At 62.4% G+C, this 12,189-nt stretch carries 11 protein-coding genes; 2 read left to right on the top strand and 9 right to left on the bottom strand.

The features are described 5' to 3' along the window. Positions 1–312: 312 nt before the first annotated feature. The 5 genes from BV034_RS05165 to BV034_RS05145 all read right to left on the bottom strand — a co-directional run bounded on the left by BV034_RS05165 (position 313) and on the right by BV034_RS05145 (position 6,695). A complete protein-coding gene (locus tag BV034_RS05165) occupies positions 313–1,341 on the bottom strand; it encodes a phosphotransferase (RefSeq protein ID WP_050024813.1) in 1,029 nt (342 codons plus the stop codon). A 17-nt stretch (positions 1,342–1,358) separates the two neighbouring features. Further along, positions 1,359–3,308 (bottom strand): sialate O-acetylesterase, encoded by a 1,950-nt coding sequence (locus tag BV034_RS34130; protein WP_063768684.1) that lies wholly within the window; start codon positions 3,306–3,308, stop codon positions 1,359–1,361. Between the two features lie 118 nt (positions 3,309–3,426). After that, a complete protein-coding gene (locus tag BV034_RS05155; RefSeq protein WP_050024807.1) occupies positions 3,427–4,506 on the bottom strand; it encodes a sugar kinase in 1,080 nt (359 codons plus the stop codon). Continuing rightward, the gene (gene eda / locus BV034_RS05150) at positions 4,503–5,171 is read right to left on the bottom strand and encodes a bifunctional 4-hydroxy-2-oxoglutarate aldolase/2-dehydro-3-deoxy-phosphogluconate aldolase (RefSeq protein WP_050024805.1); all 669 of its coding nucleotides are present in this window, start codon (positions 5,169–5,171) and stop codon (positions 4,503–4,505) included. Before eda ends, BV034_RS05155 begins: the two co-directional genes overlap by 4 nt. A gap of 270 nt (positions 5,172–5,441) precedes the next feature. Continuing rightward, positions 5,442–6,695 carry a valine--pyruvate transaminase gene (locus BV034_RS05145; protein ID WP_050024803.1) on the bottom strand — a complete coding sequence of 418 codons (1,254 nt, stop codon included), beginning with the start codon at positions 6,693–6,695 and terminating at the stop codon, positions 5,442–5,444. A gap of 205 nt (positions 6,696–6,900) precedes the next feature. Between BV034_RS05145 and BV034_RS05140 the strand changes: the two genes are divergently transcribed. Continuing rightward, a complete protein-coding gene (locus BV034_RS05140) occupies positions 6,901–7,395 on the top strand; it encodes a hypothetical protein (protein WP_050024801.1) in 495 nt (164 codons plus the stop codon). A gap of 60 nt (positions 7,396–7,455) precedes the next feature. After that, on the top strand, positions 7,456–8,388 hold the full coding sequence (locus BV034_RS05135; RefSeq protein WP_050024799.1) for a thioredoxin family protein: 933 nt from the start codon (positions 7,456–7,458) through the stop codon (positions 8,386–8,388). 14 nt (positions 8,389–8,402) lie between these two features. Here the strand turns inward: BV034_RS05135 and BV034_RS05130 are convergent, their stop codons facing one another. The 4 genes from BV034_RS05130 to rlmB form a co-directional block, all read right to left on the bottom strand. Further along, positions 8,403–8,624 (bottom strand): hypothetical protein, encoded by a 222-nt coding sequence (locus BV034_RS05130; RefSeq protein WP_050024797.1) that lies wholly within the window; start codon positions 8,622–8,624, stop codon positions 8,403–8,405. Positions 8,625–8,766: 142 nt separating this feature from the next. Then, entirely contained in the window at positions 8,767–10,353 is a 1,587-nt protein-coding gene (locus tag BV034_RS05125; protein WP_050024795.1) for a peptide ABC transporter substrate-binding protein, read from the bottom strand. Between the two features lie 48 nt (positions 10,354–10,401). Beyond that, positions 10,402–11,007: a preprotein translocase subunit SecG gene (secG, locus tag BV034_RS05120; protein WP_050024793.1), complete on the bottom strand. Its 606-nt coding sequence runs from the start codon at positions 11,005–11,007 to the stop codon at positions 10,402–10,404. 64 nt (positions 11,008–11,071) lie between these two features. Then, positions 11,072–11,653 carry a 23S rRNA (guanosine(2251)-2'-O)-methyltransferase RlmB gene (gene rlmB / locus BV034_RS05115; RefSeq protein WP_050024791.1) on the bottom strand — a complete coding sequence of 194 codons (582 nt, stop codon included), beginning with the start codon at positions 11,651–11,653 and terminating at the stop codon, positions 11,072–11,074. Positions 11,654–12,189: the final 536 nt, after the last annotated feature.

Here is a 12,189-nt window from a genome sequence, read left to right as displayed (position 1 = left end):
AAGCTTCCCTCCCCTTCCCACTCCGCCGCAATAGCAGCTCGTGGCTGCGTTTGTCAAAACGCGGTCAGGACGTCGCCCCCACGACAAAGGACCAAGCCACCCATCCGGCCACTTGCACCCACGCATTCTCACGAATGCATCCACAAGCTTCTCTCCCCGTCCCACTCCGCCGCAATAGCAGCTCGTGGCTGCGTTTGTCAAAACGCGGTCAGGACGTCGCCGGCACGACAAAGGACCAAGCCACCCATCCGGCCACTTGCACCCACGCATTCTCACGAATGCATCGCACAAGCCCCCCTTCCAACCACTGTCTCAGCTCTTGCGTCTTGTGCCTTGAAGTCTTGCGTCTCCCCCGAAGACGGCCGGAAACTCCACCTGGTGCTCCTGCCGTTCCACGTTCTCACGCATGATCTCCAACCCGGCCTTGAACGAATCGCTCACCGCCTTCACATCAAGCACCCGGTGGTAGTGAATGTAGATCACGGCTTCACGCAGCAGGAAGAACTTCCGCAGCTGCTCCGCATCCAGCGCCTTCACCACCCCCGTCTCCTGATACCCCTCCCACACCGCCTGCCACAAAGGCAACATCCGGTCGGTCAGGCCCGGGTCGGCAAACTTGTTCAGCACTTTGCAGTACACCGAGTCATAAAGCACCGTGGCCAGGTCCTGGACAAAGTAGCCGTGCTCCGCGTTGTCAAAATCAAAGAGCCACAGCTCCCCCTCATGCACATGACAGTTGCCAAAACTGACGTCACCATGCACGGGACCGTAGGTTGAGGAGTCAACAGGCCAGCCACGAAGATCCCTCACCAGCTCCGCAACACTGCTGCGGAATCTCCCGGTTGCCAGGCCCCCCATCGCCTCCAGATCCTGGCAGATCAGCCGGGACTCATGCCAATGGCCACGCTCCCAATGGGCCACCGACGCACCAAAGCGCACGGCCCCGGCATGCAACTCGCCGAGCAATCTCCCAAGCCCCTTGTAGAGACCCACGCTCAGATGCTCCGCGCCCACACGTATCCCGGGAGCGTGTTGGAAGCACGTCACAATGCACGGCTGCCCCTCCACGGTGTGGAGGGTGCACAGCTCCCCTTCCTGGGTTGCGATGGGAGCGCAGACCCGCAATCCTTGTCCGGACAGGAAGGTGATCCACGCCAGCTCAGCCGCGACTTCCGCCCTGGTCCGGAATCTTCCTGCGGAAATGCGCACGACGTAATCAGCCCCCGACGGATGCCGGGCCCGATACACGTGATTCTGGCTGCTGCCCAGATGCTGCAGACCATCGACGTGAAGCCCATAGGGCTCCACGAACGCCTGCAACTGTGCCCCGGTAAACTTCATGCTGCCAGCCCACTCGCTCAGCGTTGCGCTTCCTGCAACCCCTTCATCGCCGTCGTATAACGAACGCCAAACTCTCGCAACGAAGGCGTGTCGAAGTGCACCACGTCGCCCTTGTGCTTCAGTCCTGCCGAATCCACGACGGCGGCATTGGGCACCAGCCCGGGCAGCGTGGCCAGTTGATCATTCACCACCGGCCAGAAACTGGGCTCGCCTTCCTTGTTGGTTCTTTCCAGGAACTCGCCCAGTTCTCCGGCCACAAACGGCACCTCCCCCGCCCCCAGATCTGCTCGCAGGTCCTTGACCATTCCCGCAAGACGTTGGGCATAGCTCCGGGCTTTTTCCTCCGAGCCGGAATCCGCCTCACCCTGATGCCACAGGATGCCCTTCAGGTTGCCGCTCTTCATGGCCTCCCGTGCGCGCACCAGCGCCTGGGCGTAGAGATCGCCGCCCTTGATCCAGCGATCCAGCGGCGTGCCACCCACCGCACAGGGGATGAGGCCAATCGTCACCTTGGGCTTCGCCTCCGCCATCTGTCTGGCGAAGCTCATGCCCAAGCCAGCCCCGGCAATGGCGGGCTTGTCCGTATGCAGCGGTTCCACTCCCGGAGCCCACACGTTGCGGGCGGAGAACTTCAGCACCCGCTCCCGGGAGAGCCGGTCTTCCAGCGGCAGCAGTCCCCGCCCGGCCATGTTGGACTGGCCGATCAGCAGGTAGAGGTCAAAAGCCTCCTTCTCCGGCATCGACTCCGCCACCTTGGCCTCATCACGCAACTCGCCGTGATTCCCGTAGGCGAAGGCCTGGTTGATCACCTTTTTTGTCATCGATCCTGCGCTCACGAGCTTGCCCGCCCGAACGTCCTCCTCCTTGATCACCGAGAGCAAAATGGCCTTGTCCGCAGCCTCGTAGCGGCCCAGGTCATAGGTAATAAAGATGCGACCGTCAGGTGCCTGGGCCGCATCGGGGTACGACACCCGGGCCCGTTCATCCAGCAGCAGTTTGTGAGGCCAGGTGCGGCCCTCGTCATCCGACAGCCAGGCCGTCAGCTTCGCCCGCGGATACTTCCCGGAGGTCGTGGCCTCAGGTTCGTGATACACCAGCAGGAAGGCACCGGACTTGAGCCGCAGCAGGCAGGCCCGAGTGGCCGGACCCGGTGAAAATCCCGCCATGGGCACCGCTTCACTCCAGGTCTTGCCCGCATCCGAAGATGTACTTTCATAGAGCCCCTTCTGGGTCCGGATCGCCATGAGGATCGATCCGTCCTTGCGCGGGGCCAGCGTGGCCTCACTGAAGTTGCGTAGGTCCGGAGCGATAGAGGTGCCGCCCTGCCAGGCCCAGGTGGCCCCGGCATCCGACGAGACAATTGTACCTGTCTCCTTGCCCGCCATCTGATCCTTCCAGGCGGAGCGTGCACTCACAAAGAACGGGGCCAGCCAGCGGCCGTCCGGCAGCACCAGCGGCTTCCCAAACAGGGTCCCGCCCTCGCCGATCAACTGGGGAGCCGTCCACTGGGGCTCGGCTTTTTCCGGATCATCCGCACGGATGGCAAAGGTGCCCGCAAATCCAGATTCAGGCTGGCCTGCCGTCCTCGGCGTCACCTGCTTGTAGAAGATCCACAGACGTCCCAGCGGATCCACCCACGGGAGGGGATCCACCACGGCCGTGCCCTTGGGGCCCTCGATCACCACCACGGGTTTCGACCAGGACTTGCCGTCATTGCCGCTGCTGGCCACCAGGGCGTAGTTGCCCAGATTGCCCTCCCCGACATCTCCGCTGTACCAGGCTGCCCAGAGCCGCCCCTTGGGTGTGCGGTCGATCCCGGGGATGCCCTGCCAGACTCTGGCCGTCTCAGAATAGGCGGCCCCTGGGGACGCAATGATATTGGCCTGCGGTAGCTCCGCAGCGGGAAGGATCGAGGAAGCACCCCAAACGAGGGCGGCAACGAGCAAAGGGGAAGGCAGCAGGCGCATGGCAGCAGGAAGGATCAACTCCTGCTAAACGCACCCCGATCTCATTTATTCCATCCGATCAACCTCCCCGCCTGCTCCTCAATTCAGAATTCCCAATTTCTAATTCATCATTGCCACCCTATCGGTTCACCCGGCCAGACACGTTCCCAGCCATAAGAGCCTCCACCTCATCGCGGGTGGTGAAGTTGAAGTCACCGGGGATGGAATGGGCCAGGCAGGAGGCTGCCACGGCAAAGCCCAGTGCAGTCTGCGGCTCCGCCAGATCTGGGGAGTTCAGCGCATGGATGAGGCCCGCAGCGAAGGCATCGCCACCGCCCAATCGATCCACAATGTCTGTGATCGCATAAGGCTGATAGCGGTCGCCGTTCAACGGGGCGAGGAACACCTCGTCCAGAGCGGAATCATACAGCATGCCGCCCCAGTTGTGATGGTTGGCGGAGAGACTCTTGCGCAGCGTCATGGCCACATGCGTGACCTGGGGATACAGCGCCTTGATCTGGCGGGACACATCCAGCACAGGATCGGTGCTGCCCGGAGAAGCATGGATGCCCATCATCGCGGCGGCATCTTCGCGTCCTCCGATGAGGACATGCACATAGGGGAGCAGTTCCCTCATGGCAAGAGTTGCCAGTTCATGGGGACGCAGACCCGCCTTCCAGGTCCACAGCTTGGAACGGAAGTTCAGGTCACAGGAGATGCGCAGTCCGCGGGACGAGGCCTCGCGCAACGCATGGAGGGCCACTGCGGCCGCATTCTTGGAGATGGCCGGGGTGATGCCGGAGATGTGAAACCAGCCCGCCCCGTGGAAGATCTCATCCCAGGGATAGTCCTTGGGCGGGGTGATCGAGACGGAGGAGCCCTCACGATCATAGATCACATTGCCCGGGCGCTGATTGACACCGGTTTCAAGGAAATAAAGTCCCAGCCTCCCCTGCGGCGTCCGCAGAATGTGGCGGGTGTCCACCCCCACCGCGCGGAGGTTTGCCACACAGGCATCGGCCACCGCGTGCTCCGGCAGGGCGGTGACAAACGAGGCCTGCCCGCCCAGATGGGCGATGGACATGGCAACATTCGCCTCTGCTCCGGCAAAGGTGACCTCCAACCCGCCCGGCATGGCCTGCTGAAAGCGCTGGTGACCCGGGGCGGCGAGGCGGCCCATGATCTCCCCAAATGCGACGACTCGTGATCCACTGCTCATTCCCATTCTCCTCGAACCTTGTTGACGGTGGCACGGGCGGCGGCGGCCCTGGCCGTGATGGCCGCCCAGTCACCTGCCTGAATCAAATCCTTGGGGGCCAGCCAGGAGCCCCCCACCGCATGAATCACCGGCTCATTCAGCCACGTTTCCAGATTATCCTGCGCCACACCGCCCAGCGGAATGTAACGCACTCCCAGATGGGCAAAAGGAGCGCTAATGCTCTTCAAATAGTTCAAGCCGCCACAGGGCTCCGCAGGAAAGAACTTCAGCAGCTTGCAGCCTGCCTCCACCGCGAGTTCGATATCCGTGGGCGTGCAGATTCCCGGTGCAAAGGGGAGCCCCAGCCGGGCAGCCTCTGCCACCGTGCGGGGGTTCATGCCCGGTGCCACGCCAAAGGCCGCTCCCGCCTCCACCACTTCATTGACCTGGCCAGTGGTCAGAATCGTGCCCACTCCCGCCGTCATTTCCGGCACCTCTTTGCGGATGCGCCGCAGACACTCCAGCGCCACCGGCGTGCGCAGGGTCAGCTCCATGGCATCCACCCCGCCCGCCACCAACGCCTTCGCCACCGGCACCGCCACGTCCACATCATCCAGGATCAGGACGGCGATCACGCCAGCCCGGTACAATCGTTCGTGAAGCTCTTCAGTGGGCGGAGGGTTCATGCGGTGCGGAGAAGAAGCGCACCTTTGGCGCGTCTGTCGGTTGGTGCAACTTGTGGAAGGGACGAAGGCAGCAAATTTGAACTGCGACCGTCAGTGGCTCCCCTCTGTTTTCAAACCACAGAGGCCACGGAGTTTCACAGAGGGTTCCAGTCAGACAGGAAAGTGACAATCCCCTCCCGCAAGCCAGTGCCGTCCACCCCAGCCCTTCCGCTTCCAACACCTTGACCACTGACGCACTGCCCACTGACGCACTGGCCCCTGCGTACTGCTTCAATGCAGTCCATTCACCTCATCCGCGAGGATCTCAAGCCCCTCCTGCACCACAGACTGCGGTTGAGAAAAGGTCAGCCGCAAACACTGGTGCGCATGCTCCCAGGGCTCATCCAGGCCGAAGAAGAAGTAGTGACCGGGGATCACGAGCACCTTGCGGGCCTTCAACCGCTGATACAATTCTGCGGCGGGAATGGGCAGATCCTTGAACCAGAGCCAGAGGAAGAATGCACCCTCCCGGGCATGCAGCGCCCAAGGTACCTTGTCCGCTATCGAGGCCTGCAAGACTTCCACGGCAAAGTCCGAGCGCTGACGGTAGAACGGCCGGATGTGCTCCTTGCTGACGCGGGGCAGGGTGTTGTCCTTCAGCAGCGGCGTCATGAGCGCCTGCCCGGTGTTGCCGTTCGCCAGGGAGACAATGGCATTCATGTTGCCCAGGGCGCGCACAATCTCCTTCGAGGCCACCACCATGGCGGTGCGCACCCCTGGAAGCCCCACCTTGGACATGCTGATGGAGAAGATCATGCCCTCCTCCCACTGGGGCGCGAAGCCGGTGTAGAGCACGTCTGGAAAGGGATGCCCATAGGCATTGTCCACGATCAGCGGGATGCCATGCTCGCGCGCCAGCCCTTTGAGCCGGTCAAACTCATCCGGCGTCAGGACGTTGCCTGTGGGGTTCGTCGGACATGAGATGCAGATGGCAGCGATGTCCGGGGTGATCTTGAGCCGGTCGAAATCCACCCGGTACTTGAACTCATGGGCCCCATGCTCCTCCAGCCGGGAACGGCAGGCCGTCAGCATCCCGTCGGAGAGCCCCTGGTTGGCATAGCCGATGTACTCCGGCACCAGAGGATAGAGGATGCGCCGCTTCGTGCCGCCGGAATCCCCGGCCAGGAGATTGAAGAGCAGGAAAAACGCCGTCTGGCTGCTGGGCAGCACGGCGATGTTTTCGTGCGTCACCTGCCAGCCACACTCCCGCTTCAGGAATCCCGCAAAGGCTTCCCGAAACTGCGGGCTCCCCGTGGGAGGATCGTAGTTCAGCAGCATGCGGTCCAGGGCAGTGCCATCTGCCACCATCTCCTCCATGCGCTCACGCCAGAGAGCCTGTACAGCGGGAATGGCTGCAGGCTGCCCGCCGCCGAGCATGCGCATGTCGGGGTGTGTGGTCAGCGAGATGCCCAGGTCATCCATCAGCTCCTGGATGCCGCTGGAGCCGGAAAGCCGCAAACCCACGTCTGAATATGGAGGCGTCATGATTCCCACAATGAAGGGAGATTGCCCTGCCGGGAAAGAGGATTATTGCTCACATCACCAAAACCCGACGAAAACCTCAGGCCAGCCGCAGATTGAGCCGGATCGCCACCGCGCTGTCTCAGGGTGGGTCCTCATTCCCGCCTGTCGTGCGGCATCGTGCTTTTCATTGAAATCCCCGCAGAGACTCCGTAACATTCGTTGCTTGATGAAATTTCAGATCCCGCCCTTTCTCCTGGCCACTGCGTTGATGAGCCTGCTGGCCTCCTGTGGGGGGATGCCGTACAACACGAAGCCCAACGCGGCGGACATGGACCGCTTCTACAAGCGGGCGGAAGTCATGGCCCAGGAGCAGATTGCGGTGCTGGACAAGGAAAAGGCCGCAGGCCGGCTCACTCAGGAGCAGTATGACCAGCGAGTGACTTACGTGCAGAGCAGCGTGGGCCAGCGCGCCAATGAATTGGCCTGGGCCCGCCACGAACTGGCTGACAGCCAGAAGCGAGCCCTGGGCATTCCCACAGGCGACCGGCCTCAGGAAGTGTCCGTTCCCAGCTCGGCAGGTTCAGAAAGCTTCTACCGGCCCTACGGCCAGGTGGGCAGCGGTTTCGGCATGAACTACAACAACCCGCTGGGCACTCCGGTGGGGGGCATGTGGCACGGCTTCACCCCAGGCATGATGGCTGGCCAGGCGGGTTCCCGATAGCCCGAATGCTGGTGGGAGAGAAACCGCCAGCGCTTCTCATGTGATTTGCCCCTCATGCGAATGACTTGCCCCGCTGTCCTCAAGCCTCTCCAGACGGTCACCCTCCCTGCGGCGGTGCTTCTGCTGTCCTCCTGCACGATCCTGCCGTTCAACCGGCACGCTGACGGCGACAAGACCAAGCCCGACCTGCCCACTTCACGGGGTTGGGGCCTCATGGCCGATCCCAAGCTGACCGGTTCCGTCTCCACCGGCCCGATGGCCCCAGGCTCAGCCGCCCCGGGCATGCCCCCTGGCGATGGCGGCTCTCCCGCCTCGGCGGAAGGCGGTGGTCTGTTTGACTTCTCCAGCGTCACCGCAAACAGCACCCAGTCCACCAGCCGGATCCAGTGGATCCGCAGCGCGATGGACGCCACCGAGCAGGCCCGTCGTGCGGGCAAACCGCTCCTCATCCTGGTCAACAACCGCAACAGCCCGCCTGGCCAGTCCATTGAAAACACGCTGGTACTCCAACCGGAGTTCAAAAAGCTCACCGAGGAGAACTATGTGCCGCTGTACATGGACTTCTCCGACAAGGCCACGGCGGACAGCGACTTCTACCAGGCCTTCAAGGACCGGCTGAAAGTCCGTGGCTACCCCACCGTGCTGGTCACACTGCCAGATGGCGTGGAAGTGCTGCGCCTGAGCGGCTACAAGCACGAAAACGAGGTGGGCTACATGCTCAAGCTGCGCGAAAGCGTAGCTTCCAGCCAGAAGGCCATCGAAGCCCGGCGCAAGCGCCTGCTCCCCTCCGGCTACCGGGCCTGGACAGACAAGCAGGGGGTGGTCGTGTATGCCAAGCTCGATAAAGCCGACGCCAACATGCTGAACCTCACGACCGAGTGGGGCACGAAGTTCACCACGTTCACCAACCGTCTGAGCAGTGAAGACCAGGCGTGGATCGAATCTGAGCGGGCGAAGCGGCAGCCATCGACCGACGCCAAACCCTCGACCTAAGGCCGCCGCCTTCCTCAACGTCGCTTCAGATAAGAAACAAGCGCCGCGATGCCGCCGGCAATGGCCACGGCACGGAGAACATAGTAGAGACTGACGAACCAGCACAGGGCAAGAAACGAGATGGGCCACTGACACCACCAGGTGCCGTTGAAACTCATCTTGTTGACGAGGGCCAGGAAAGCCATCAGGAACGGGCCGACGAACAGGAACTTGAGCGCTTGGGTGGTCTGGGTCATGTCCTCAGGGGGTGAAGGGTGACGATCAGATGAGAATGGCGGGCGCAGCCAGCGCGCCACCCCCACACCTTCGCAAGCCAGCGCAGTCCCGGCTGCATGCCCCCCTCTTTTTCCGCTCAGCGTGAGAGATTTGCGCCCCGCCCTATCTCTTCTTCCAGTACATGGCCCGGAAGGGGTGGTTGTCGATCAAGTTGGCCTGAACGCCCCCCAGCTCGGGTCTCCGAAACTGCACCCCCACGTAGTGGTAAACGGGGAAGATGGGAGCCGCTTCCGCGATGAGGATCTTCTCCGCCTCCATCATGATCTGGTGCCGCTTGACCACATCCCCTTCGGCAGCAGCGGCCGCGATGAGTTTGTCGTAGTCCGCGCTGGCCCAGCCAGTGCGATTGTTCCCGTTCCCCGTCGTAAACATCTCCAGGAAGGTGTTGGGATCATTGTAGTCCCCCACCCAACTGGAACGGCAGAGGTCGTAGCTGAGTTCCCGCATGGTGGCGAGCCAGACCTTCTGTTCCTTCTTTTCCAGCCCGACCTCAACCCCCAGCACTTCCCGCCACATGGCCTGCAGTTCCACCGCGATGTTCCGCTCAATGGGCAGCGGCAGGTGCAGGTACTCCACACGCGGGAAGCCACGCCCCCCGGGGAACCCCGCTTCAGCCAGCAACTCCTGGGCTCGCTGGGGATTGAAAGTCACCCCAGGTGGCGGTTGATAATCCTGCCCCGCTCCCGGAGGCGTCAGGGAATAGGCGGCCCGCTCCCCCAGCTGGGTGATCTTCTCCACAATCCGTTTGCGATCCACCGCATAGGAGAATGCCAGCCGCACCCGGGCATCGGTAAAGGGTGCCTTCGTGGCGTTGGCACGGATGAACCAGGTTCCGAGGAAATCACCAGTCTTGAAATACTCCTGCTCCTTGAGCTTGGGCACCAGCGAGGGAGGCACCATGCCCTTGTCCATCATCAAGTCTGCCTGCCCGGTGAGGAAGTAATTCAGCGCGGTGTTCGCCTCGGTGATCGGGATCACATCCACCGTCTCCATGGCCACGTTCTTGCGGTCCCAGTAGGTAGGGCTGCGCCGGAGCCGGATATGGTCATCGATGAGCCACCGCTCAAAGAGATAGGGACCATTCCCAACAAGCCGGTCCGCCTTGATCCAGCTGCTCCCGTGCTTTTCCACGGTGGCCCGGTGGACGGGGGACAGGGTCAGGAAAGCACACAGATCGATCCAGTACGGGACGGGATTTTCCAGCACGCACTCCAGCGTTCTGGCATCCAGCGCCTTCACCCCCACCTGAGTGAAGTCCTTCAAGGTCCCCTCGTTGTAGGCTTTGGCATTCACCAGCGGGTAGAGCTGGGGAGCATAATCCGATGCCGTGGAGGGCCGGAGAGCCCGCTCCCAAGAGAACACAAAGTCCTGGGCCGTCACCGGCTCACCCGTGCTCCACACCGCGTCTGGTCGCAGGTAGAACGTGTACTTCTTGTGGTCAGAGGAGACATCCCAGCGCTCCGCCACGGCCGGTTCCGCCTTGCCGTCAGCATTGTTGCGGCACAGACCTTCAAAGAGGGATTCGCTGATCCGCATGCTCACCTGGTCGGTGGCCATGGCCGGATCCGGCGTTTCGATCTCCGCGCTGTTGATGAATACCAAGTCCGCCCGCTGCGCATCCCGACCACACGAGGTCAGAAGCGCACCGGTCACGAGCACAAAAAGGGGGATGCGGCACAAGTCTCGCATCCCCCAAGATAAAGCGCAGTGCACTGCAAAGCGCGAATCAAATCAGAATCAGTTGCCCGCAGGAGCGGGAGCAGGTGCCGGAGTGGCAGGAACCGGGGGCGGCGTAGGGGCCGCGCCAGGAACAGCGTCCACGGGAGCCAGCTTGGGCTGCTCAGCGGCGGGAGCGGGGGCAGGAGCTGTCTCCGCGGCGGGTGCCGGAGCCGGAGCAGGTGCGGAAGCCTCAGGAGCGGGAGCCGGTGCTGGTGCAGGGGCCGGGACCGGCGTTTCACCTGTAGGTGCCGCAGGAGCGGGAACAGGTGCAGGAGCCGGAGCAGCGGCGTCAGGAGTCGTCGGAAGCGCAGGCTCAGCCGGGGCGGTGGCGGCGGGTTTCTTGTCCGCTTCGTCAATCAGAGAAGGAACGTTGGCCTTGGAGCCGTCCTTGTGAGCCACGAGAACCGCCAGGACAAACGTGATCACGTAGAATCCAATGCCCAGCCAGGTGGTGCCTTTCTGCAGAACCGTGGTGGTGTGCGCGCCGAAAGCCTGATCCATGGTGCCGCTGCCGAATGCCGCGCCAAGCCCTTCCTGACGAGGACGTTGCATGAGCACAATGAGAATGAGCAGCAGGCAGATCAGCACCTGCAGCACAAGGAGGAAGCCTATGAGATAATCCATAAAGGGCGGCGAGTATGGCACAGTTCTGTGAGGGCACAAGGGAAAAGGGCTCCCCGGCCAAGTCCTATCGGCGTCGACCGCCTCCTGAAAGGCGCTGGCGGACCACCTCAAAGAGGCAGACGCCCGTGGCCACGCTCACATTCAGACACGGCACCTGACCGGTCATGGGAATCTTGACGAGAAAGTCGCAACGCTCTCCAGTGAGGCGGCGCATGCCCTCCCCTTCGGCCCCCATGACGATGCCAATCGGCCCCTTGAGATCCACGTCATAGATGGACTGCTTGCCCTCCTCCTCCGTCCCCACAAACCAGACCCCCAGGTCCTTCAGCTTGTCCATGGCCCGAGCCAGGTTGGTCACGCGGGCAATCGGCACGTTCTCCGCCCCGCCGCAGGCCACACGAATGACCGTGTCTGTGATCGGAGCCGTCTTGTCCTTGGGCATCACCACCAGATCACACCCCGCCGCATCCGCCGTTCTCAGACAGGCCCCCAGATTGTGCGGGTCCTGAATGCAGTCCAGGATGAGAATCAGCGGATTGGGCTTGTCCGCCAGGACGCTCGCCAGATCGTCCTCCTCATAAATTCGGATCGAAGCGGTCGGATTGGAATGCTTGTTGGCTCTGGCTTGATTTTCCTGTCGGCGCATGGGGAATAGCCGCAAAGGATTGGCCTCTGTGCAAGAGATTCTTTGGAGGATGTTGGATTGGGGTCTTGGGTCCCAGGTCCCAGGTCGCGGGATTGCAATGGCCATCAATGGAGCGCCACGACACGGACCTCGGATGCCGGAGGCATCCAAATGCATCAATGACGGGAGGGGGAGCGGATGCTGTTCGTGTTCATCCCTACCATTGGAGCGGAGAGGAGTTGGAGTTCCGTCCCGCATGCGGGACCAATGCCATCAGGGAAAACGCATCGTCTTGCTGTTTTGCCTTGGCGCGCCTCGGAGCCGCGATGGCGCAACCGCCACGACTGTAACTGGTGAGCCCCTTTCAGAAGGGCCGAAGGTCCGGGTTCATACCAGCCTGGGGCAACGCCCCAGGGATAGATGGCCAAACTACCCTTGAGGGCTGTAGGCCCGGTGTCATCAAGTCTGCCTATGACGAGCATCCCTGAATGACGTCGGGCCTACAGCCCTCAACATCTAAAACGAGCGCTTACCTTGGGCGTTGCCAAGGCTGCAAT

Source organism: Verrucomicrobium sp. BvORR034, from assembly GCF_000739635.1.
Lineage (GTDB): Bacteria > Verrucomicrobiota > Verrucomicrobiia > Verrucomicrobiales > Verrucomicrobiaceae > Verrucomicrobium.
Note: the sequence above shows the minus strand (reverse complement) of the source record. Positions and strands in the feature narration are given on the sequence as shown.